21 protein-coding genes are annotated in these 25157 nt (G+C 28.9%); 12 read left to right on the forward strand and 9 right to left on the reverse strand.

The annotated features are described in order from the left end of the window. Positions 1-146: 146 nt before the first annotated feature. Positions 147-2588, reverse strand: coding sequence for a primosomal protein N' (gene priA, locus P161_RS0115515; RefSeq protein WP_026777813.1), 2442 nt, complete (start codon positions 2586-2588; stop codon positions 147-149). Between the two features lie 186 nt (positions 2589-2774). Here priA and P161_RS0115520 point away from each other — a divergent pair, with 186 nt between their 5' ends. The 5 genes from P161_RS0115520 (at position 2775) to P161_RS0115540 (ending at position 8625) form a co-directional block, all read left to right on the forward strand. After that, positions 2775-3680 (forward strand): alpha/beta fold hydrolase, encoded by a 906-nt coding sequence (locus P161_RS0115520; protein ID WP_026777814.1) that lies wholly within the window; start codon positions 2775-2777, stop codon positions 3678-3680. A gap of 5 nt (positions 3681-3685) precedes the next feature. Beyond that, a complete protein-coding gene (locus P161_RS0115525) occupies positions 3686-4549 on the forward strand; it encodes an alpha/beta hydrolase (RefSeq protein WP_026777815.1) in 864 nt (287 codons plus the stop codon). Positions 4550-4878: 329 nt separating this feature from the next. After that, on the forward strand, positions 4879-5508 hold the full coding sequence (locus P161_RS0115530; protein WP_026777816.1) for a hypothetical protein: 630 nt from the start codon (positions 4879-4881) through the stop codon (positions 5506-5508). Positions 5509-5656: 148 nt separating this feature from the next. Next, positions 5657-5998 (forward strand): lipoyl domain-containing protein, encoded by a 342-nt coding sequence (locus P161_RS0115535; protein ID WP_026777817.1) that lies wholly within the window; start codon positions 5657-5659, stop codon positions 5996-5998. 377 nt (positions 5999-6375) lie between these two features. After that, positions 6376-8625 carry an FUSC family membrane protein gene (locus P161_RS0115540; RefSeq protein ID WP_026777818.1) on the forward strand — a complete coding sequence of 750 codons (2250 nt, stop codon included), beginning with the start codon at positions 6376-6378 and terminating at the stop codon, positions 8623-8625. A 65-nt stretch (positions 8626-8690) separates the two neighbouring features. On the opposite strand, the gene P161_RS0115545 is transcribed toward P161_RS0115540, so the two are convergent. The 7 genes from P161_RS0115545 to ytxJ all read right to left on the reverse strand — a co-directional run bounded on the left by P161_RS0115545 (position 8691) and on the right by ytxJ (position 16465). Then, positions 8691-8975, reverse strand: a complete 285-nt coding sequence (locus tag P161_RS0115545; RefSeq protein ID WP_026777819.1) for a hypothetical protein — start codon at positions 8973-8975, stop codon at positions 8691-8693. 98 nt (positions 8976-9073) lie between these two features. Next, positions 9074-10042, reverse strand: a complete 969-nt coding sequence (locus tag P161_RS0115550) for a deoxyhypusine synthase family protein (protein ID WP_026777820.1) — start codon at positions 10040-10042, stop codon at positions 9074-9076. A 94-nt stretch (positions 10043-10136) separates the two neighbouring features. Beyond that, positions 10137-11669, reverse strand: a complete 1533-nt coding sequence (locus P161_RS0115555; RefSeq protein ID WP_026777821.1) for a bifunctional GNAT family N-acetyltransferase/carbon-nitrogen hydrolase family protein — start codon at positions 11667-11669, stop codon at positions 10137-10139. A gap of 10 nt (positions 11670-11679) precedes the next feature. Continuing rightward, positions 11680-12624 (reverse strand): agmatinase, encoded by a 945-nt coding sequence (speB, locus tag P161_RS0115560; protein ID WP_026777822.1) that lies wholly within the window; start codon positions 12622-12624, stop codon positions 11680-11682. A gap of 75 nt (positions 12625-12699) precedes the next feature. Next, the gene (locus P161_RS0115565) at positions 12700-14091 is read right to left on the reverse strand and encodes an arginine decarboxylase (RefSeq protein ID WP_026777823.1); all 1392 of its coding nucleotides are present in this window, start codon (positions 14089-14091) and stop codon (positions 12700-12702) included. Positions 14092-14456: 365 nt separating this feature from the next. Continuing rightward, positions 14457-16004, reverse strand: a complete 1548-nt coding sequence (locus tag P161_RS0115570) for a DEAD/DEAH box helicase (RefSeq protein WP_026777824.1) — start codon at positions 16002-16004, stop codon at positions 14457-14459. Between the two features lie 59 nt (positions 16005-16063). Next, positions 16064-16465: a bacillithiol system redox-active protein YtxJ gene (ytxJ, locus tag P161_RS0115575; RefSeq protein ID WP_026777825.1), complete on the reverse strand. Its 402-nt coding sequence runs from the start codon at positions 16463-16465 to the stop codon at positions 16064-16066. A gap of 200 nt (positions 16466-16665) precedes the next feature. Here ytxJ and clpB point away from each other — a divergent pair, with 200 nt between their 5' ends. From clpB to P161_RS19965, 3 genes are all read left to right on the forward strand, one after another. Beyond that, positions 16666-19275, forward strand: a complete 2610-nt coding sequence (clpB, locus tag P161_RS0115580; protein WP_026777826.1) for an ATP-dependent chaperone ClpB — start codon at positions 16666-16668, stop codon at positions 19273-19275. Positions 19276-19369: 94 nt separating this feature from the next. Further along, positions 19370-19870, forward strand: coding sequence for a histidine phosphatase family protein (locus tag P161_RS0115585; protein ID WP_026777827.1), 501 nt, complete (start codon positions 19370-19372; stop codon positions 19868-19870). 121 nt (positions 19871-19991) lie between these two features. Next, a complete protein-coding gene (locus tag P161_RS19965; protein ID WP_026775629.1) occupies positions 19992-21347 on the forward strand; it encodes a transposase in 1356 nt (451 codons plus the stop codon). A 161-nt stretch (positions 21348-21508) separates the two neighbouring features. Here the strand turns inward: P161_RS19965 and P161_RS0115595 are convergent, their stop codons facing one another. Continuing rightward, positions 21509-22237, reverse strand: coding sequence for a DUF6503 family protein (locus P161_RS0115595; protein ID WP_026777828.1), 729 nt, complete (start codon positions 22235-22237; stop codon positions 21509-21511). A 154-nt stretch (positions 22238-22391) separates the two neighbouring features. Here P161_RS0115595 and smpB point away from each other — a divergent pair, with 154 nt between their 5' ends. The 4 genes from smpB to P161_RS0115615 all read left to right on the forward strand — a co-directional run bounded on the left by smpB (position 22392) and on the right by P161_RS0115615 (position 25145). Beyond that, on the forward strand, positions 22392-22853 hold the full coding sequence (gene smpB, locus P161_RS0115600) for an SsrA-binding protein SmpB (RefSeq protein WP_026777829.1): 462 nt from the start codon (positions 22392-22394) through the stop codon (positions 22851-22853). Between the two features lie 12 nt (positions 22854-22865). Next, positions 22866-23444, forward strand: coding sequence for a Maf family nucleotide pyrophosphatase (locus tag P161_RS0115605; RefSeq protein WP_026777830.1), 579 nt, complete (start codon positions 22866-22868; stop codon positions 23442-23444). A gap of 117 nt (positions 23445-23561) precedes the next feature. Then, on the forward strand, positions 23562-24515 hold the full coding sequence (locus P161_RS0115610; protein WP_026777831.1) for a transketolase family protein: 954 nt from the start codon (positions 23562-23564) through the stop codon (positions 24513-24515). 36 nt (positions 24516-24551) lie between these two features. After that, positions 24552-25145, forward strand: a complete 594-nt coding sequence (locus P161_RS0115615; protein ID WP_026777832.1) for an outer membrane beta-barrel protein — start codon at positions 24552-24554, stop codon at positions 25143-25145. Positions 25146-25157 lie beyond the last annotated feature (12 nt).

Consider the following 25157-nt stretch of genomic DNA (forward strand, 5'->3'; position numbering starts at 1 on the left):
TTACCAATTTTTATTCGTCTTTAAAACTTCTTAAAATTGTGTTTTACTAAAATTTATCGTTCTAAAAGATCCCGATAAAAATCGGGATTAGTTCAACTTGCAAATTTTAATATGTTGCTTCGCAACTTATTAAAATTTGAGTTTCACTAATAATTATCAACATCAATAATAAACCTGATAGGTCTAAAATCTTTTACAGCTTCAAATGTATTTCTGATTTTAGTTACTTGATTTTTGGTGTTTGCTAAACTTTGTTTTGGTGGAATTTTAATGACAATATTTTTTATATATTGATTTCGAATTCTAGAAACTGCAGGAGCTGTTGGACCTAAAACATGTTCTCCAAAAGAATTATACAACGCTTTAAATAACCAATTTACTCCTGTATCAACTTTATTAAAATCTCTATGTTTTAAGGTGATTTTTATGGTTCTAAAATAAGGTGGATATTTGTATTGCCAGCGTTCTTGCAGCTGCTCTTTATACATTTCTGCATAATTTGTAGTCGAAACCTGTTGCAAAATTTTATGATAAGGATTGTAGGTTTGAATTGCCACATTTCCTTGTTTTTTACTTCTTCCTGCTCTTCCAGAAACTTGCACCATCATTTGGTAGGCTCTTTCATGAGCTCTAAAATCAGGAAAATTTAACATGGTATCCGCATTTAAAATCCCCACTAAAGAAACATTTTCAAAATCTAATCCTTTAGAGAGCATTTGTGTACCTACCAAAATATCGATTTCTCTGGCTTCAAAAGCACCAATTATTTTTTGATAACCAAATTTACCACGAGTCGTGTCTAAATCCATTCTACCAATTTTAAAATCGGGAAATAATGCTTTTAATTCTAATTCAATTTGCTCCGTTCCAAAACCTTTGGTATCTAAAGTATTGCTACCACAAGCTGCACAACTGTTTGGCATTGCACGTAGATAATTACAATAATGGCAACGTAATTCGTTTTTAAATTTATGATAGGTTAAAGAAACATCACAATTTGGGCATTGAGGAGCAACTCCACAAGTTTTACACTCAACCACAGGCGAATATCCTCGTCTGTTTTGAAACAGAATTATTTGCTCTTTTTCATCTAAAGCTTCTTGAATTAATTTAAGCATTCTATCAGAAAAATGACCTTTCATTTCCTTTTTTCTGTGCTTTTCTTTTACATCAATCAACTCAATTTTTGGAAGTTGCACATTTCCAAAACGCCTATTTAACTCCACAAAACCATATTTGTTTTGTTGTGCATTAAAATAACTTTCTAAAGAAGGAGTTGCAGAACCTAATAGAATTTTTGCGTTGTGTAATTTTGATAAAACAATGGCGGAATCTCGTGCATTATATCTTGGAGAGGGCTCAAACTGTTTGTAAGAAGTTTCATGTTCCTCATCAACAACAATTAAACCTAAATTATTAAATGGTAAAAATATAGACGATCTTGCTCCTAAAATTATCTGTGCTTTGCTCTTGTTTTCTAAAACATTGTTCCAAACTTCTACTCTTTCGTTCATAGAATATTTAGAGTGAAATACCGAAATTTGATCACCAAAATAAACTTGCAAACGTGTTATTATTTGCGTTGTTAAGGCAATTTCTGGCAATAAAAAAAGCACTTGTTTTCCAGCATCTAAAACCTCTTGAATTAACTTTGTATACACTTCAGTTTTACCAGAACTTGTAATTCCATGCAAAAGTGTTACATCATTTTTAGCAAACGTTTCTTTGATTTCTGTTAAAGCAGTTTGCTGAAATTCGTTGAGTTGTTTTAAATCGTTTGTATCGCCTTTAAAGTTTATTCGATCTGTTTGAATTTCATAAAACTCAAAGATATTTTTATCAACCAAAGATTTTAAAATTGATGAAGAAACATTTGCTTTCGTTGCTAATTCTTTAGCTTTTATTGGTTTTTTTGTGGTTGATAATTGAAAAAAAGTTAATACTGCATCTCGTTGTTTCTTTGCTCTAGAAAGTTCTTCTAACAGCGCATTTAAAGAATCATCTGAAGCATAAGAAGCATGCAAACGAACGTATTTTACTAATTTTGGTTTGTACTGTTCGTAAATTTGCTCTTTAATATAAATAGCAGATTTTTTTATCAACTCATTGACTGTTGGCATTACTTTTTTCTTACCAAGAATATCTACAACTTGATGAATTGTTAATTGAGATTGATGTTGCAACGCTTCAAAAATCAAAAATTCGTCGTCTTCTAAAATATCTTCGTTACTAAAAGCTTCGTTTTTATAAACAATTGTTTCGCTTTCCAATAAAAAAGCAGAGGGTAAAGAGGCTCTAAAAACATCACCCAAAGAACACATATAATAGGTAGAAATCCACTGCCAATGTTTTAATTGAATAGGATTTACCAGTGGCTGTTCATCTAAAATTTGATGAATTTCTTTGGCTTCGTATAAAGTTGGTGCGTTTTCATGTATTTTAAAAACCAGCCCTGTAAACATTTTAGTTTTACCAAAGGAAACTGCAACACGCATGCCTTCTTTTAGAAAGTTTGCTTCTTCATTGGTAACAGAATACGTAAAAGTTTTCTGAATAGGTATGGGTAATATGACGTCTATATAATGCAAAAACTAAATATAATTAAGTATCAAATTTAATATTTTAAATGATGTGTTTATCATTAAAAATAGTTTAATTATAGAATGCTTATAACAAAGCAATTACAACTTTTTTTTTGTTAAATAATTATTAATTTGAAATAAATCGAAAAAAAAACAGTAATTTTGAGTATATAAATTTAATTCCCCCAAGAAATGACTTCAACAGAATGGAAAAGTTATGGCAAACTTATAAAAGTTAAAAACAATAACTTATTTGTCATAGATACTGGAGATATATTCTCTAATAAAGAAACTCTAGTAATTATTAACGGATTCCCAACTACGTCTTATGATTATCACAAAATAATTCCTTTTTTAAGCGATTATTATAGAGTGATAATTCACGATCATTTTGGCTTTGGCTTTTCAGATTTACCTGATACTTTTTGTTATTCTTTAATAGACCAAGCAAATGTTTGTATAGAATTATGGAAAACATTAAAACTAAAAAGATTTACCATATTATCTGACGGTTTTGGAACTAATATTGCTAAAGAAATTTTATACAGAAAAAATTCTCATTTAATTCCTTTTGACATTCAGAAACTCCTTGTTTGTAATAGTTCAAACTATGAAAAGTATATGGATATTAATACCATCTCTGCTCTTATTAAAAATAATAAATTAATAAAGTATAAAGAGATTATTATGAATTATAAAGAGCAACTTTTTTATGAAGGCTCTAATGATTATGATAAATATAAAGATAAATCTAAAATTAAGGAGATTTGGACAAGGTTTAATAGCAAACAAGGTCAAAAAGATATCTTAGTGCTTTGTTCTTATAACGAAGAAAGTTTTTTATACTGTCATAGATGGTTGCATGCTATTAAAGAAACAAAAATTCCAGTTAAAATATTTTGGCGAAAAGATAATCTTGAAAATCTAAAAAATATTTTATTGTACGTGGCATCTAATACACATAATAATGTTGAAATTGTTGAAAACTCAAAATGTTATGTATTAGAAACCAATGCTATGCAATGGATAACGATGGTTCTTAAAGAAATGGACAAAAATGTTTACAACCATTTAAAAACCCTCCAAACAATCTATTAATACAAATGAATTTTTTAAATTGGAGTAGTTTACATCAAAAGAAAACAGTTTTAGGGCTACAAATATCGTATATAGATACAGGAGAATTTGAAAAAGAAACCATATTAATAATTTCTGGTTATGGATCTAGTTCTTATGATTATCATAAAATAATTAACGATTTAAAAGAAAACTATAGAGTAATTATACCAGATTTAGTTGGTTTTGGCTTATCGTCAAAACCAACTAAATTTTATTTTTCTATGGTAAATCAAGCAGAAGTTTTAATAAATCTTTTGGCTGCTTTAAAGGTCGATAAGTTATCTATAGTTACACAAGGTTTTGGTTCTAGTATCATGTGCGAAGTATTAAACATCATAGAAACCAATTCAATTAATATTCATATAAAAAATATTTTTTTACTTAATGTAAGTTTATATTTAGAAGCTAATCTTAACATCGAAAAACAAGAAGAATTTGCGAAATTAGTTTCGTCGATATTTTTAAAAATGTCTAGCTCTTATGGGCTGTATAAAAAATATATTTTACAACATTTTTACGATCCAACTGCAGTTAGTGAAGCCACTTTAGTAACTTCTTGGGAATTATTAAAACATAATGATGGCTTAAAAACGTTTAATTTTGCAAGTTATTGGTCTTCAGAAATTCAAAATTCATCTTTAAGATGGTTAAGAGTTCTAAAGAATTTAGACGCTAATGTATATTTTATACTAGGAGATTTTGATCCATACAGTCAATATTCAGAATTAGAAAACACACAAAAAATACTTAAAACTAAGGATACCTATATGATTCATGATTGTGGTTATTTTGTAAGTTTAGAAAAACCTAAAGAACTTGTAGAAACTATCAAAAAAATTATGATGTAACTTATATTTATTGCCTTATAAGATGTTTCTTTAAAACTATAATTCCCATGATTTTTAACTAAAATTATGGGAATTTTTAATTATTATTCTTCTGAATTTTAAATTGAATTAATTATTATTTTTTTAAAAGCAATTGTTAAAAAAACTTATCTTGTTAACCAAATAAACCAAACTTAAATTGATATTTTTAAGCTTTAAAATTGAATTATAGTTGATAGTTTGGATAAATTTATTACAAGGCAAAATATGAATGTCATAGATAATTTAATTTATTGATTTTCAAAAATTCAATAAAAAACCATTGAGAAATTAATTAAGAACTATAGAATTTGATACGCTACAAAAAAATTAGAGGTCATAAAAGAATTTGGAAAGATATAGATCTTTGGGTTGCTCAAAACAAAGTATTAGATATTGATTATTTAAAAAATAAACAAAGAGATTATATAAAAGTTTGGATTCCACCATTTGGTAATATTGCTGTTTTAAATACTGAATTTACCCCACCAAAAGGAAAAACTAGAAACAAAATTATAAACGGAATTTTTGAAATTTACAAGCATTGGAAAATGCAATTAGACGAATTAGGAGAACTTTATTACCTTAAAATTTGGTACTTCCCAAAAGATGTGTCTAAATGCCAAGTAGTCTGTGCCATTGGCGATTTTACTACATTTTATGAGGTAACATTTTTTAAACCCAAAAAAGAAAAACCTTTTCCTGAAAATAGTAGAAATTTAAATTGGAGTTATCGAATTCAAGAACATCATATTACCAAAGATGATATACAAGAACCAGATGATTTTTATTCTGAAAAAGATTATTTAGATCATAAAAAATGGATTGACAAAAAGATGAAAGATTCAAAAACCAGAATTTCGGAACATAAAGATGCCTCAGGAACAACCACAACCTACTACTCTATCAAAGAATATGATGTCTGGTTAGGTGGAAATTAATTTGAAAATTTTAAATCTTAAAAATATATGATAAATAGAAAAAATGAGATTTAAATAAAACTACAAACAAGAAGTTTGTTGTTTTGAAATATTATAATTCAATAAGATTAATAAAGATTTTAGCGCTACTAATAATTTTAGTTTTAAAATGAATTCACTAAAAAGAGTATTAAATTGCTTACGATTCAACAAAAAAAGGAATAAAATTGTAAAAAACGATGTTTTTGAGATTCCTTTTAATGAATGCAGTACAACTGCTATTCAAATTCCTGACATACAAAATAAAACCTTTACTATTTCTAAATGGTTTGTAAAAGTTGGCGATTATATTGATAAAAATCAACTTATTTGTGAACTTGAAAGCAACTCGATTACTTTAGAGTTTGAAAGTTTACATGCTGGAAAATTGGTCTTTATAACACAATCAAAAGAAAAATTAAAAGCTGGAGATTTAATTTGTAAGATTGAGAAAATGACAAAAATTAAATAATATTTTTTTAATTTAACTTATAATTTATCCTTTTAAAAACAGAGAAATAGGAATTAAAAATTTGTAATTCCTATTTTATATTTAGATTATCTATAATAAAAGTTATTATATTTTATGCTGTAAACAATTAGGAAAAAGAAATATTTATCAATTATATTTTATCAATCTTCCAAGCTTCTTTGTTTAGTCAAACCATAAAACAAAAGGATTCTCTAATCAATAAAATGTGTCTTGATTTAAAATATAACAAAATAGACTATTTAATTAAATACTTATAAAAAAACTTAATTCTACATTACTTTGAAATAGTAAGTTTTTAAAAAGAGTACTCCATCCTCATCAATTACCTTAACTTTGCAGACTAATTGCAGAACACGTTGAAAAACAAATTTATAGAATTAAGACAATTTCTAAAAAAAACTGATTTCGATAGAGGAATTAAATTGGGCATCGCTATTGCAATTCCTTTTGCAATCTTATATTTTTTGGGCTATACTGTATTTGCACCAGCAATTGCTGTGGGTGTACTTTTAAATTCTTCTGGAGATATTCCTGGAAGTAAAAAGCGTAAAATTAATGCTATTCTTATTAGTATTGCTTTAACAACTGTGATTACTGCAACCATCTTATTTTTAAAGCCTTTTTTACCTTTTCTTTTATTTGCACTTGTGCTAATTTCATTTTTAGTTTCCATTATTGCTGTGTATGGTTTTAGAGCGTCTTTAGTTTCTTTTTCTGGATTATTAGCTATGGTTATTTCTTTTGCAGTTCAAAAAGAAACAACACAAGACATTTTTATCCAAGTTGCTTTTACTGCAATTGGTGGTTTTTGGTATTTAATTGTATCGCTTATAATTCAGCAATTGGCTCCAAAAAGGGAACAAAATCAATTATTAGCAGATACACTTTCTCTTTTAGGATCATATTTAAAATTGAGAGCAAAATTATTGACAAAGAAAACTAAGAGAGATATAATATTTAAAGAAAAATTGGCGCTCCAAATTCAGATTAATGAGAAGCACGAAGTTTTAAGAGAAATATTATTAACTGCTAGAAAACGATCTGGAAGAAATCGTTTTGAAGAAAAACAGTTGCTTATTTTAGTTTCTACGATTAAAATATTCGAACTTATAGAAGCAGAACATTTAGATTATAATTTGATTGATGAAATTTTTGGAGATCGTAAAAACTACTTAGAAGCTTCAAAAAATTTGAATAAAATTATGGGAAACCATCTGATTCTATTATCAGATTTATTACTTCAAAATAAAAAAATACCAAATAAAGAACCCTTATTAATTGCCTTATCAAAAGCAAACGACTCCATTTTAAATTATATTGATACTTTTAAATTACCTGAAGCAAGAGAAGGAGCATTAATCTTAAAAAACTTATACGATTATCAAGAGCAATTATTACAAGAAATTAGAACGATAAGAAGATTGATGGCAAATGTTCATGATGCTTCTAAGATATCTTTAAAAAGAGAAGATTCAAGTCAGTTTTTAACACTGCAAGAATATAGATGGAATGTTTTAACACAAAACTTGAGCCTAAATTCCAAAATGTTTAGACATTCTCTTCGATTTACCATTGCAATTCTCTTTACGTATCTATTAGGTTTTACGTTCGAAATCCAAAATGCTTATTGGATTATGTTAACTGTAGTTGTAATTATGAGACCCAATTATGGTTTGACAAAAGAGCGTTCAAAAGATAGGGTTATTGGCACTTTTATTGGTGCTTTAATTGCTGTTTGTATTGTTTTACTCACTCAAAATGAAATAGTATATGGTGTTTTAGCTTTTATTTCGTTGATTTTATCTTTTTCTTTAATTCAACAAAACTATAAATCTGCTGCTGTATTTGTAACTATTAGTATCATTTTTTTGTATTCATTAATTAATCCAAATGCTTTTGAAGTAATTCAATATCGAATTTTAGATACGGTTATTGGAGCTATTATTGCTTTGGTTGCCAACTATTTAATTCTACCAACTTGGGAAGCTGATAATTTAAGACAGGTTCTTTTAAATGCTGTGCAAATGAACAAGAAATACCTTTTAGCAACTCAGGTATTGTATGAAGATGCAACAGCACAAAAGTTTTCTTATAATTTAGCGAGAAAAGAAGACTTTCTTGCAGTGAGTAATTTAAACGCTTCTTTTCAGAGATTGACTCAAGATCCTAAATCAAAACAAAAAGAATACCAATTAATTTATGAGATTGTTACCATCAATCAAACTATGATTTCTGCAATAGCAGCTATTGGTAATTTTATCATCAATCATAAAACAACACCAGCATCAGAAGATTTTAAAAAACTAATTAATAAGATTTATGAAAATTTACAGCTGTCTGCTGATATTTTAGAAAACAATCAAATTGATGAAGATGCTTACACAGCAAAAAATGAAAATGCACGAGATAATTTATTTGATACTTATAAAAAACTATCAAATTTAAGAGATGAAAATATTAAAAAAGGGAATACGAAATTAGATACAGAAACGTTGCATCAACTTCAAGAAGCCTATTTAATCTCGAATCATTTAAATTGGTTAAAATCACTTTCCAAAAGTTTACAAAAAGCGATAGAAAGATACAATTCTATTGTTTTGGAATAATTTGAATCAAAAAAAAATAGCTCTGAAAATTCAGAGCTATTTTTATATATCATATTTATGATGATTTAGTCTTCATCATCCTCATCAGGTAAATTTGCATCAAAATCGTCATTATCTTCAAAGAAGTCTTCATCATCTGCATATTCTTCCATAGCGTTTTCTAAACGCTCACTAATTTTTACTAAGTAAATAGTGTCTTCAGTTTTAACTTCTATAGCTTTTACAGTATCACCTTTTGCGTTTTTAAAGGAGATAACATCACTATAATCATATCCATCAGGATATTTTTCAATTAACATATCTAATATGTCCGTTGTTAATTTTGCGTATTCTACGATTATTCTTTTCATTTTTTTATATTTTTCTGTGTCTCCTTGAGCGCAGTCGAAAGGTCTTTTTAAAAACTTATAGTTAAATAAGTTCTCGACTGCGCTCGAACAGACAGCAATTACATTTCTAAAAGGTAAGCAAATATTAAAGGTGCTACAATAGTTGCATCACTTTCAATGATAAACTTTGGTGTGTTAATATCTAATTTTCCCCAAGTAATTTTTTCGTTAGGAACTGCTCCTGAATACGAACCATAACTTGTAGTAGAATCTGAAATCTGACAGAAATAACTCCAAAAAGGTGTATCTGTTCTTTCCATATCTTGGTATAACATTGGTACTACACAAATTGGGAAATCTCCTGCAATTCCTCCTCCTATTTGGAAAAATCCAATTCCATTTTGAGAATTCTCTGTATACCAATCAGCTAAAAATGTCATGTATTCAATTCCTGATTTCATGGTAGTTGCTTTCAACTCACCTTTCATTACATACGAAGCAAAAATGTTACCCATTGTAGAATCTTCCCAACCTGGACAAATTATGGGTAGGTTTTTTTCTGCTGCTGCATACATCCAAGAATCTTTGATATCTATTTCATAATACTGCTCTAAAACTCCAGATAACAATAATTTGTACATGTATTCATGTGGCAAATAACGTTCTCCATTTGCTTCTGCATCTTTCCATATTTTCACAATATGTTCTTGAATTCTTCTAAAAGCTTCTTCTTCAGGAATACAAGTGTCTGTAACTCTGTTTAAGCCTTTCTCTAATAAATCCCACTCATCTTGAGGTGTTAAATCTCTATAATTAGGCACTCTCTTATAATGAGAATGTGCTACTAAATTCATTACATCTTCTTCTAAATTTGCGCCTGTACAAGAAATAATTTGCACTTTATCTTTGCGAATCATTTCTGCAAAAATCTTTCCTAATTCTGCTGTACTCATAGCACCAGCTAAAGAAACTAACATTTTGTTTCCTTTTTTTAGCTGTTCTTCATACCCTTTTGCTGCATCAACCAAAGCTGCTGCATTAAAGTGTAAAAAGTACTTTTCAATAAAATTTGTAATTGGTTTACTCATGTTTTTTGTTTTCGATTAAAATTTTAAAATGTTCTCGATACAATTTTTCAAAAAGAAAAATCACTCGAACTGACATCTTCGTTTTAATTTATAATTATTTTTTTGATACTTTCATAACATTAAAAATATCGGTTCGTCTGTCTTTCAAATTTCGTACACTTCCAAACTGATTTAAATCTTTTAATAAGTCTAAATCTACATCAGCAATTAAAATCATTTCTGTATTTGTGGTTGCCTCTGCTTTTATTCCATTTGCTGGAAAAGAAAAGTCGCAAGGTGTAAATACCATAGATTGCGCATACTGAATATCCATATTATTTACTTTTGGTAAATTACCAACACTTCCTGCAATTGCCACATAACACTCGTTTTCAATAGCTCTTGCTTGTGCACAATGCCTTACTCTTGAGTAGCCATTTTGAGTATCTGTTAAAAAAGGAATAAATAAAATATCCATACCTTCATCTGCTAAAAGCCTACTTAATTCTGGGAACTCTGAATCGTAACAAATTAAAACACCTATTTTACCACAATCTGTGTCGAATGTTTTCAACTCATTTCCACCTTGCATTCCCCATATTTTTGCTTCATCTGGAGTTACATGTAGTTTTTCATAGCGTTCTTTTGTACCATCTCTTTTACAAATATAACCAACATTATAGAGTAAGTCTCCTTTAATTTCTGGCATACTACCAGTAATAATGTTGATATTGTAAGAAATTGCCAATTTAGAAAAACGATCTACCACTTCTGGTGTAAATTTCGCCAACTCTCTAATAGCTTGCGATTCTGGCAAATGATTGAACTCTGCCATTAAAGGCGCGTTAAAAAACTCAGGAAATAATGCAAAATCCGATCTGTAAGCAGATACAGAATCTACAAAAAACTCAGCTTGTTCCATCAATTCGTCCAAATCTTTGTACAAACGCATTTGCCATTGAATTAATCCTAAACGAACCACAGTTTTTTTAGTGGCTGCCTTTTTAGATTTCTTCTGATAATAAATATTATCCCATTCTAACAGAACTGCGAATTCGCCCGAATTTGCATCACCTTCTAAATATCCTTTTAAAATTTTAGACGGATGAAAATCATTAGAAATCTGGAAATTTAAAACAGGATCGTAAATTTCTTTACGTTTTACGCGTTCTAAATATTCTTTAGGTGATATTTCTGCAGCAAACTTATGATAGTTTGGCATTCTACCTCCAAAAACAATTCCTTTTAAATTTAGGGTTTCACAAATTTCTTTTCGGTAATCGTATAAACGCCTTCCTAAACGTAAACCTCTAAATTCTTTTTTAATAAAAACATCTATTCCATATAAAACATCTCCTTCTGCATCATGTGTGCTAAAGGTAAAATTTCCTGTAATATCTTCATAAGTATGCGTTTCATCAAAACTGTCATAATCAACCATAATTGACAAAGCACAACCTGCTAATTGTCCGTTAATTTTTATAACAATCTGACCTTCAGGAAATTTTGTAATTAAAGATTGTATTTGAGATTCTTCCCAATAGGTATTTTCCATACTGGTGTAAATCTCAATCATTGCTTGTTTTAACTCTTGATAATCATCAATAGTTAAATATTGCAATTCTATATTTTCAATTGTTTTTATCATTTATAATTGACTAAAAATCGTCATCATCATTTTTAAATTTCGATAATTTGCTGAATGGATTATCATTAGTATTATCATCTGTATTATCATAAGAATCATCATTAGAAGCAAACTTATAACTCAACATTTTGTAGAATAATTTTGCCGCTAAAAAATCCGATGATTTTTCATTTTCGTTTGGACATAATTCAACCATATCAAAACCAACCACGTTTTTTTGTTCAAAAACTGTCTTTAAGAATTCTAAAGTTTCATAATAGAATAATCCACCTGGTTCTGGAGTTCCTGTAGATGGCATAATTGATGGATCCAAAGCATCTAAATCGAAGGTAATAAATACGTTTGTACTTAATTGATCTACAACATCATCCATCCAACCTTCATTTACAGCCATGTCATGAGCAAAGAAAACTTTGTCTAAATTCATATTTCTTTTTTCAGAAATATCCATGCTTCTAATACCAACTTGTACTAAATTAGTTGTAGAATTTGCTTCATATACTGCACAAGCATGGTTGCATTTAGAACCATCATATTCTTTACGTAAATCTGCATGCGCATCTATATGCAACACTGTTAAATCACTAAAACATTCGTTAAATGCTCTAATAGTTCCAATAGAAATTGAATGCTCACCACCAAAAACAGTTACAAATTTGTTTCTGTTGATGTACTTTTTTGTTTCCTGATGCACAGCTTCTACCATTGCTTCTGGAGAAGAATTTTCTGTAACTGGTTCAGATAAATAAACACCTTCTTTGTAAACTTCAGAATCGGTTTCTATATCATACAGTTCCATATTTTCAGAAGCATCTAAAAATGCTTTTGGCCCTTTATCAGAACCTTTTTGCCAAGTACTTGTTCCATCATAAGGAACAGGAATAATTACAATTTTTGATGTTGATAGGTTTCCAAATTCCTGTGGAATGCCTGCATACGTTTTATTGGTTGCCATTTTTAAAAATTTGTTTTTTTTTTACAAGGAGTTTAAACCCCTTGCTTTGTTGTGGTGTTTTTATATATTTTTTTGTTAATATCCTAAAATTGATAGCAATTCGCTACTTTTTTGCTGTTCCTTAAATAACCTAATATCTAGTTCTCCATTTTCATCTCTATCAATGATAAGATGTTTTGGATGTGGAATTAAACAATGCTGCAAACCACCAAAACCGCCAATAGATTCTTGGTATGCACCTGTGTTAAAAAAGCCAATATACAAAGGTTTATCTTTTTCATAAACAGGTAAATAAATACCATTTATGTGCTGTTCTGAGTTGTAATAATCATCACTATCACAAGTTAAACCACCTAATAAAACACGTTCGTATTTAAGATTCCATTTATTTAAAGGCAACATGATAAAACGTTTGTTAATTGCCCAAGAATCTGGTAAAGTTGTAATGAAAGAAGAGTTAATCATGTTCCAAAGTTCCCTATCATTTTGTTTCTTTTGATATAAAACTTCATAAATAGCGGCTCCAGATTCACCTACAGTAAAGCTACCAAATTCAGTATAAATATTAGGTACATCAACATCTGCATCTTCACAAGCTTCTTTAATTTGATACACAATTTCATCAATCATATACTCATAATCATACTCAAAAGCTAGCGAGTTTTTTATAGGGAAACCACCACCAATATTTAAACTATCTAATGTTGGGCATACTTTTTTTAGGTTGATGTACACTTTTAAGCATTTCATCAATTCGTTCCAATAATACGCATTGTCTTTAATACCTGTATTGATAAAAAAGTGCAACATTTTTAAGTCTACCTGCTTATTTTTTGCAATTTCTCTTTCGTAAAAAGAAACGATGTTTTTATAGCCAATTCCTAATCTAGAAGTATAAAACTCAAATTTTGGTTCTTCTTCAGATGCTATTCGAATACCTACTTTAAACTTTTTCTTTGTTTCTTTTTGAAGCAACGTCATTTCCTCGTAGTTATCGATAATAGGTACACAATTTTTGTGGCCAGATTCTATTAAATTTCCAATGTTTTTAATGTATTGGTCTCTTTTAAAACCATTACAAATTACATAAGTATCATCTTTTATTTTACCTTCTTTTTTAAGATTATTTACAATATCAATATCAAAAGCAGAAGATGTTTCTATATGAATATCGTTTTTTAAAGCTTCATTTAAAATATGTTTAAAATGAGAACTTTTTGTACAATAACTATAAAAATATTTTCCTTTATAATTATGTTTATCAATAGCATTTTGAAACCAACCCTTTGCTTTATTAATATTTTCTGAAATTTTAGGTAAATACGTAAATTTTAATGGAGCACCATATTTAGCTGTTAATTCCATTAAATTAATACCATGCCAAAATAATTTGTTGTTTTCTGTCTTAAATTCCTCTTGTGGAAAATGAAAAGTTTGTTCGATTAAATCTATATACTTTGTATTCACTATTCTTTTTAAATTAATTAAATGATAAAATAAGTCTAAACTAAAACAAACTTAATGATTTAGAATAGAAAAGCCAACCTTAAATAAGGATTTATCACTGTAATATTTTTAAGTAAACAACATGCAGCTTAGAAAAAAGCAGCAATTCTTGCAGCATAGTAAATGGAGATTTATCTATTTTTTTATTACATCTATAAAATGCTTTAAAAGTATATACCTCCAAGAAATAAGTACTATTGAAATAAGAAAAATTAAACATTTAAACTTTAATAATTAAATCAAATGTAAAATATTTATCAATACAAAACACAAATCAAAAAAAAAAGTGAAAAAATATTTTCACTTTTAATTTTGGTTTTAAAATACTATTCTTCAGGAGGATGTCCATGAATTTCTTCAAAATCCTCATCAAAGTTTTCTCTCAAATACGTATTTAGCTTTTTTCTATAATCGTCTTTTAACCAAGTAACAAAGTTATGTGTACTTTTAGAAATACATTTTGCATATCTGTTAATTCTATCATCAATCTCCTCTCCTAGCATTTTTGCTAAAATTAAAGCATCAAAAACATCTTCGCTATTTTCTATACACATTTTAGCATGATGAACTATTGATTTTTCCAACACACGTTTAGAAGATTCTCCAGAACGAATGGTATCAATATATACTTTTTTCATATCGAAATAAGTATCCTTAGATTTTGCAAATTCCTTTTTAACATCAGCTGGTAATTCGTATCTAAAGGTACTTTCAATTTCTTCGTCAGATAAAATAGCATTCAGATAATAATCTGGTGCTCTAAACATTTTCTGCCAATCTAAATCTGCTCCCCAAGGACCAAATCTGTGAAAATTATTACCTAAATCAATAACATCAAAAGTATTTGCGTTGTTGTAAATACGAGAACCACGACCAATCATTTGGTAATATAGAGTTAACGATTTAGTTGCTCTGTTTAAGATAATAGCTTCAATACTTGGTTCATCAAAACCAGTGGTTAAAATACTTACAGAAGTAATTATAGCTCCTGGTGTTTTATGAAACCACCTTAAAATAAGCTCTCGTTCTTTTTTTGTATTGGTATTATCTAAATGCGCAATTGGATATCCAGCCTTTTTAAACGCATGAAATACTTGAATAGAAGTATTAATTCCGTTGTTAAAAATTAAAGTTTTCTTTCCTTTAGCAGTTTCTTCATAAGCAGAAACCAATTTGGAAAGCATGTCTGAATTTGTATATAAATCTTCAGAAGATTTTACTGTATAATCTCCATTGGCGCCAACCTCTAAAGAAGTTAACCCAACATTGTAAGAATATAAATTAGCTTTTGCTAAATAATCATTATCAATTAAATCTTGAATAGATTCACCCACAAACAATTCTTGATAGTTCTCATACATTGGTAGTTTAATGTTAGAACTTAAAGGTGTTGCAGTAACTCCTAAAATAAAAGAATCGTGAAAGAATTTAAAAATCTTTGTAAAAGAGTTGTAATGTGCCTCATCCACAATTACTAAACCAATATCAGAAATATCAAGTTTATCATCATTCAATCTGTTTTTCAAGGTTTCCACCATGGCTACAAAACAATTAAACTCATCTTGATCGTCTAATTTTGCAGTAGAATTAATTATTTTATTTTTTACACCAAACTCCTTTAACATTCTAGAAGTTTGTTTGCTTAACTCAATTCTGTGCGTTAAAACAAGTACTTTTTTGTTAAATTTTTGAATATAACGTCTTACTATTTCAGAGAATATAACTGTTTTTCCACCTCCTGTTGGTAGTTGATATAACAAGTGATAATCTTGTGGAGTGGAATCAAAACGTTTAAAAATCTCTGTAAGAGCGTCTTGTTGATATCCATATAATTCTTTTCCGATAATAGGTTCTGAAGTTTTTAAATCTGCCAAAAGTATAAAAATTTAGAATACAAAAATAAGACTTAAATAAGGTTTAATCCAAGTTTATCCTATACAAATCTTGTTAAATTTGTTTCTGTGATGTCAGAATGTGATGCATGATGAACAGAAACTCCATTTTGAACCACAATTAATTGTGGTGACTGGTGCATAACTTGAAACATTTCGCCTATTTCTGTAGATATATCTCTGTAATTTAATAAATCTAAATAATACACTTTTAAGTTTTGATGCTCTTCCTCGAACAAATTTTCAAACTGCTTAATCACCATTTTACTAATTCCACATCGTGTAGAATGTTTAAAAATTAAAACTGCATTTGTTTTAGATTGTTCTTTAATTTCTTCTAACTGCTCTAAAGATGTTAAAGGAATCCAATTTAAGTATGACTTTTTTTTCTCTTTTGATTTTTCATCCTTATTACCTCCAAACATGTTATTAAATATACCCATTTTCTATTTTTTATAATTTGATGATGCAAATATAAGAAACTTTAACCAGTCAAAAAGTCAGTAAAAATAGTACTTAACAAGACAATTTGACTTCTTTTAACTGTAAATATCAATTGGTATTATAATTGACATTTATCGATTGTAAAAGAAATATAGACTAACAACAAGGGGTTTAAATCCCTTGCTAAAACATAAAGAAAATGAATTTTAGTAATTATACCACAAAATCGCAAGAAACCATACAAATGGCGCAGCAAATTGCGCAAAGTTTTGGTCATAATCAAATAGAAAACGAACATATTTTCAAAGCACTAACACAAGTAGACGAAAATGTATTGCCTTTTTTATTAAAGAAATTAAACATCAATATTGATATTGTAAATCAAATTGTTGATAAGCAATTAGAAAGTCTTCCAAAAGTTTCTGGAGCAGAATTAATGATTTCTAGAGAAGCAGGTAAAACGTTAACTGAGGCTTCTGTGATTGCAAAAAACATGAAAGATGATTATGTTTCAATCGAGCATTTAATTCTAGCTATTTTTAAATCGAAAAGCAATATTGCTCAGGTTTTAAAAGATCAAGGAGTAACAGAAAAGCATCTAAATGCAGCTATTGATGAATTAAGAAAAGGCGAACGAGTAACTTCTCAATCGCAAGAAGAAACCTATAATTCTTTAAATAAATTTGCTAAAAATTTAAATGATTTAGCCAAAAACGGAAAATTAGATCCAGTAATTGGTAGAGATGAAGAAATCCGTAGATTGTTACAGATTTTATCTCGTAGAACAAAAAATAACCCAATTTTAGTAGGTGAACCAGGAACTGGTAAAACTGCGATTGCAGAAGGTTTAGCACATAGAATTGTAGATGGTGATGTCCCAGAAAATCTAAAAGACAAATTAATTTTTTCTTTGGATATGGGTGCACTAATTGCAGGTGCAAAATACAAAGGGGAATTTGAGGAGCGTTTAAAGGCAGTCATCAAAGAAGTTACCAATGCAGAAGGAGATATTGTACTTTTTATTGATGAAATTCATACATTAGTTGGTGCTGGAGGTGGACAAGGTGCCATGGATGCAGCCAATATTTTAAAACCTGCTTTGGCTCGTGGAGAATTACGTGCAATTGGAGCAACTACTTTAGATGAATATCAAAAATATTTTGAAAAAGACAAAGCTTTAGAAAGACGTTTCCAAAAAGTGCAAGTAAATGAGCCAGATACAGAAAGTGCTATTTCTATTTTAAGAGGTATTAAAGAAAAGTACGAAACACATCATAAAGTTCGTATTAAAGATGAAGCTATTATTGGTGCTGTAGAATTGTCTCAGAGATATATTACAAACCGTTTTTTACCAGATAAAGCCATTGATTTAATGGATGAAGCTATGGCTAAATTGCGAATGGAAATCAATTCTAAACCAGAAGAATTAGATGTTTTAGATAGAAAAGTGATGCAATTAGAAATCGAAATTGAAGCGATTAAACGTGAAAATGACGAAGTTAAATTAAAATCTTTACGTTCTGATTTGGCAAATCTAAAAGAAGAACGCAATGAAATGAATGCAAAATGGAAATCTGAAAAAGAAGTTGTTGATAATATTCAGAATGCAAAAGCAGCTATTGAAGATTTTAAAATTGAAGCTGAAAAAGCAGAACGTGAAGGAGATTATGGAAAAGTAGCAGAAATTAGATATGGAAAAATTAAAAAAGCACAGGAAGATTTAGAAGGTTTTCAGAAAGTTTTGGCAGAAAATCAATCTGAAAAATCCTTGATAAAAGAGGAAGTAACTTTAGATGATATTGCAGAAGTTGTTGCAAAATGGACAGGTGTTCCTGTAACTAAAATGATTCAATCTGAACGAGAAAAATTATTGAAACTAGAACATCAAATTCATAAAAGAGTTGTGGGTCAAGAAGAAGCGATTGTTGCAGTTTCTGATGCTGTTAGAAGATCTAGAGCTGGTTTGCAAAACCCAAATAAACCTATTGGGAGTTTCCTATTTTTAGGAACCACAGGAGTTGGAAAAACGGAGTTGGCAAAAGCATTAGCAGAATATATGTTTGATGATGAAAATGCGATGACCAGGATTGACATGAGTGAATATCAAGAAAAACATTCTGTAAGTAGATTAGTTGGTGCACCTCCAGGTTATGTGGGGTATGATGAAGGTGGGCAATTAACAGAAGCTGTAAGAAGAAGACCATATTCTGTAGTCTTATTAGATGAAATTGAAAAAGCGCATCCAGATACTTTTAATGTGTTGTTGCAAGTTTTAGATGAAGGTAGATTAACAGACAATAAAGGTAGAGTTGCAGATTTTAAAAACACGATTATTATTATGACATCGAATATGGGAAGCCATATTATTCAAGAAAAGTTCGCAGATCCAAAAGCAGATTTAGAAGCAGTTACAGAAGTTGCAAAAATTGAAGTAATGGGTTTATTGAAACAATCTGTAAGGCCAGAATTCTTAAACAGAATTGATGATGTAATTATGTTTACGCCTTTAAATGAAAAGGATATCTTTCAAATTGTAAAATTACAAATTGAACATTTAAAGAAAATGATTGGCAAACAAGACATTACATTAGATGCAACAGATGAGGCAATTAGTTATTTGGCTAAAAAAGGATATCAGCCAGAATTTGGAGCAAGACCTGTAAAAAGAGTCATTCAGAAAGAGGTGTTGAATCAACTTTCTAAAGAGATTTTATCAGGAAAAATTACAATTGATAGCATTATTTTATTAGATGCTTTTGATGACAAATTGGTTTTTAGAAATCAATCTGACTTAGTTGAAGAGTTATAAAATTTTAGTTTGATTAGTTCGTTCGGAAAAAGTGATGCTTGAAAAAGTGTCGCTTTTTCTTTTTTAAGTATATTTGACAATCAATATCAACCTTATGAAAAAATATTTCTTCCTTTTTGTCTTTGCTTTTAGTCTATTGGTTTCTTGTTCTTCTGATGAAACTACGACTTATTATTTAATTCGTCATTCAGAAAAAGACAGATTTGATAAGACCAACAACAATCCTAATTTAAGTTTTGAAGGTGAAAAAAGAGCACAAAAATGGGCCACTTATTTTAAAGATATTGAATTAGATGCTGTGTATTCTACCAATTATAATAGAACCATTCAAACAGCAACTCCAACAGCAATGAGCAAGAAAATAGAGTTACAATTCTATAATCCTTCTAAAATGTACGATTCAATTTTTCAAGCTAATACCAAAGGAAAAACTGTTTTAGTGGTTGGTCATAGCAACACAACTCCAGTTTTTGCCAATGAAATTTTAGGCGAAAAGAAATACGAAAATATGGATGATCATGACAATGCTAGTCTTTATAAAGTAACTATTTCTGGCGATGACAAAACGAGTTCTGTTGAAAAAATAGAAAATTAATTAGGCACTTTCAGAATTAAATAAACACTTGTTTATCAGTTAAATAAGTTGTATTTTAGATAAACCAAACCCCGTAAATAGGCAAAAAGCCTAAAAAACGGGGTTTTTCTTTTTTACAAATATGAAAATACGAAGAATTTCTGACTTCCAGTACTCTTTTTCTTTTTTATCCTCTACAGAGGAATTAGAAAAATTCAAAGCACGTTTTTTAATGTCTGATTTAGGTAAAATTTACAGTGCAATTCCTTGGAAAAATTTAGTCAAATCATTTAAAATTACAGAAGCTATCAAAGGACCAGACTGTATTTTTAGCCCTCAAGGAAAATTAGGTTTAATGTTTTTAAAACATTATGCTTGTTGTTCTGATAAGCGTTTGATTGAGCAGTTGAATTCCAATTATAATTATCAGTTTTTTTGTGGTATTTATTTAGGATTTGATACCCTTGAAAACTATAAAATAGTGAGTCAAATACGTTGCGAATTAGCTGCTGATTTAAACATTAGTTCAACAGAAAAAATACTATTTAATTATTGGAGTAAATATATTGATGAACAAGAAAAAGCAACAACAGATGCCACTTGTTATGAGAGTGAAGTTCGCTATCCAACAGATCAAAAACTATTGAAAGAATCTGTTGACTGGTGCTATAAACAAATGAAGATAATTTGTAAATCTTTATGTGTAAAACTTCCTAGAACCAAATACTTGAAATGGTCAAAAAGATATGTTGGTTATAGTAAAATGCGAAGAAAAACAACAAAGAAAAGAACCTCCATAACAAGAGCTTTTTTAAAACTATTACGCAAATTATTAGCGGAGATTAAAACTCTTGAAAAACAACATTATTTTACAATGCCAAATCGTTTTTATAAAACACTAAATACAGTAAAAAAAATATTCTCACAACAGTATTTACTGTTTGAGAAAGGAGAAAAACCAAAGAATAGAATCGTAAGCATAAGCAAAGATTACTTACGTCCAATAGTGAGAGGAAAAGAGATAAAAAAAGTAGAATTTGGGGCAAAAGTAAACAAACTTCAAATTGATGGAATTAACTTTATACAGAAAATAAGTTTTGATAACTTTAATGAAGGGACACAATTTAAAAATACAGTTTATAAGGCACAAGGATTAACCAATAGGAAAATTAAAATACTTGGTGCAGATGCTATTTATGCAACGAATAAGAACAGAGTTTTTGCAACTTCAAACCATATACAAACAGACTTCAAACCTAAAGGAAGACCTTCAAAGCATCATAAAGAGCAAAAAAAGCTCAAAAAAATGATTACCAAAGAAAGAGCTTCTAGATTAGAGGGGGGTTTTGGTAAAGAAAAGGAACATTATCATCTAAAAAAGATAAAAGCGAAAACCAAACCAACAGAAATACTTTGGATATTCTTTGGTATTCATACTGCAAATTGCCTTGAAATTGGCAGAAGAATGCAAAATCAAATTTTACAAAAAGTAGCCTAAATTTTTAAAATAAAAATTAAAAACACAGGATAACTATGCAATAAGGTTACTGCGAAACATAAAAAAGGTATATAAATTAAAAAAGTGATAGAAAATTATAATTTTCTATCACTTTTTTAAAATAATTTTCAAAAAATTAAACTACTTCTGAAAGTGCCTAATTAATCTAAAAGTTCAACTTTAATATCTTCTAAAACTATTTCAGAAATTTTTTCAAGTTGATCGTTTTCAAAAGCTTTATCTAAATTTGTGAGCTTAATTTCTTTTGATAACGGTTTGTAATTCTGATAATCAACAAAACGAATTCCGTTTTTGTTGCATTGTTCTTTTAGAACTCTAAAACGTTTTCCACCTCCATTTATATGATACGAATAGGCTAAATAATCAATTAAAAAATCTTGTTTTCCAATCCAATAAATAAAAATATCCTCAAAGTCCTCTCCTCCTCCATTTTCTACAAAAGAAATTTCAACTTTATAATATTCTTTGTCTTTTATACTTGTTGATGGCAGTAATTTTTTACGAACAGCTTTATCATTCAAACCAAAAGGCAACACAGAAAAATAATGTACAGAATTAATGGAATTGGTAATTTTCTGATTCATTTCTTCGTCAATTTCGGCTTCATTTCCTTCAATAAAACGTGTAAAACCATCATTGGTTAAAACATCTTTAATCATGTCTAACTCTCTTATTAACTCAAATTTGCCATTATTTCTAATGGCTGTATAATTCAAATCTCTAAAACTGAAGGTAATTTTTGAATTTTCAACTTTATCAGTTCCAGAGGCAACAATTGTTTTATCAATAATTTGTTGAGCTGTTAATTTTTTTTCTGTAGATGAACAAGAACATAAAAGAATAGAAAAAAAGAATAGAAAATATTTCATTAAAGGTTTTTTGGTTGATTGCAAATAGATTTCAAAATTACATTTCTTTCTTGAATGTAAAAATGTATCTTTGTTAAATTGATTATAAACTTAAATTTTATCAATTTTTTATGTTTTTCTATAGCATAAATCATCATAAAAAAACACTTTTACGTTGCAGAAAAAAATTAACATACAGAATAAAAAAGCGCGTTTCGAATATGAAATTCTCGACAAATTTGTTGCTGGAATTCAATTAACAGGAACCGAAATAAAATCGATACGATTAAGCCAAGCAAGAATTACAGAAAGCTTTTGTGAATTTAATGATCGTGGAGAATTGTTTATCGTAAATATGTACATTCAAGAATATATGTTTGGGCATCACTTTAACCATAAACCAAAAAGCGAACGTAGATTATTATTGAATAAAAGAGAATTACGTAGCTTAAAAAAAGATGTGGAAGCAAAAGGAAATACAATTGTGCCTTTAAAACTTTTTATTAATGATAGAGGTTTTGCCAAATTAGAAATAGCTTTAGCAAAAGGTAAACAAACGCATGATAAGCGTAATGTAATTAAAGACAGAGATAATAAGCGTGATTTAGCCAGAATTAAAAAGAAATTTAACGCTTAAATTTTATTGCTGATGCTTAAAGAAAAGCTTAAAGATTACAATATAATATTAGCTTCTAAATCTCCAAGAAGACAACAGTTTTTTAAAGATTTAAATCTCGATTTTACAATTCAACTGAAAGAAGTTGAAGAAATTTATCCAAAAGAATTAAAAGGCATAGAAATTACTGAGTTTTTAGCCGATTTAAAATCGAAAGCGTTTATAAATTTAACGGATAAAGACCTTTTAATAACTTCAGACACGATTGTTTGGTTAGAAAACAAAGCTTTAGGAAAACCAAAAAATGAAGCTGATGCATTTAAAATGTTACAAAATTTATCAGGGAAAAAGCACGAAGTAATTACATCTATCAGCATTAAAAACAACAATTTTCAAAAGATTATAAGTGATGTAACTTCAGTTTATTTTAAAAATATTTCTGATGAAGAAATCAATTATTACATCAAAAATTATAAACCTTTTGACAAAGCTGGAGCATATGGAATTCAAGAGTGGATTGGCTTTATTGGAATCGATAAAATTGAAGGAAGTTATTTTAATGTAGTGGGTTTGCCTGTTCATAAACTTTACGAAACTTTGATGGACTTATAAATAATAAGATTTTTTGAATAACTTTTTAATAAGTCTTTTTTCTTAAATCTATTTTCTTTGCTCTAAAGAAAAATAAAAGTTTATTTTTACGCAAAATTTTACAACATACTATTTATAATGAAAAAATACACATTCACAGAAAAGAAAGATACACGTTCAGGTTTTGGTGATGGCCTAACAGAATTAGGAAGAACAAATCCAAACGTTGTTGCTTTATGTGCAGATTTAATTGGTTCTTTAAAAATGGATCAATTTATAGAAGAAAATCCTGAAAGATTTTTCCAAGTTGGTATTGCAGAAGCAAATATGATTGGTATTGCAGCTGGTTTAACTATTGGTGGTAAAATTCCTTTTACAGGAACTTTTGCTAATTTTTCTACAGGAAGAGTGTATGATCAAATCCGCCAATCTGTTGCGTATTCTGGTAAAAATGTAAAAATATGCGCTTCTCATGCAGGTGTAACTTTAGGTGAAGATGGAGCAACACACCAAATTTTAGAAGATATTGGTTTGATGAAAATGTTGCCTGGAATGACGGTTATAAATCCTTGTGATTACAACCAAACCAAAGCAGCAACAATTGCAATTGCAGATTTTGATGGCCCAGTTTATTTGCGTTTTGGAAGACCAAAAGTGCCAGTTTTTATGCCAACTGATGCCAAATTTGAAATAGGAAAAGGAATTCAATTAACGGAAGGAACAGATGTAACCATTGTTGCAACTGGTCATTTAGTTTGGGAGTCTTTACAAGCAGCAGAGAAATTAGAAGCTGAAGGAATATCTGTTGAAGTAATTAACATTCATACAATAAAGCCTTTAGATGAAGAAATTATCTTAAAATCTGTTGCAAAAACGGGTTGTATAGTTACAGCAGAAGAACATAACATTATTGGTGGTTTAGGAGAAAGTGTTGCAAGAACATTGTCTTTAAATGCACCAACAGTGCAAGAATTTGTAGGTACGAATGATACTTTTGGTGAGTCTGGAACTCCAGAACAATTAATGAAAAAGTATGGTTTGGATGCAGAAGCTGTTGTAAAAGCTGTTAAAAAAGTAATTTCTAGAAAATAAGTACGTTTTACTACATATAACTTAAATCAAATAATTATGAAAAAAATAGTTTTATTTTTTGTACTCGCTTTTGGAATGATTCATTTTGCAAATGCACAAGTAGATTTTGGAATTAAAGGAGGAATCAATTATAATAATAATGGTGAAGAATCTTTTAAAAATGCAACCAATGATATTGCTGATGGTGCAAGTGCAAAAACTGGTTTTCATACAGGTTTGTGGTTTAGAGGTAAAATACCAATTTTAGGTTTGTATATAAGACCAGAGTTGTTGTATACACAGGTTAAAACCGAGTTTGAGCAACAAAGTGGTAGTGAAGATTATTCATTCAAAAAAATTGATGTTCCTGTTTTAATTGGTAAAAAGTTTCTAGGTTTTGCGAATGCATTCGTTGGTCCTTCTTTTCAGTATATTTTAGATGATGACATTAGCTTCAATAATTTAACTACAGATGAGTTTGATAAATTTTCTGTTGGTGTACAATTTGGTGCTGGTGTAGAGTTTGGTAAATTAGGAATCGATGTAAGATGGGAAAGAGGTTTATCTGAAAATGAAGCGAAATTTGCAAATACACAAAGAGTTGACAATAGAACAAATCAAATTATATTTGGAGTGTCTTTAGAATTATAATTCGAAATATAA

Origin of the sequence: Polaribacter sp. Hel_I_88 (assembly GCF_000687935.1) — a bacterium.
GTDB lineage: Bacteria > Bacteroidota > Bacteroidia > Flavobacteriales > Flavobacteriaceae > Polaribacter.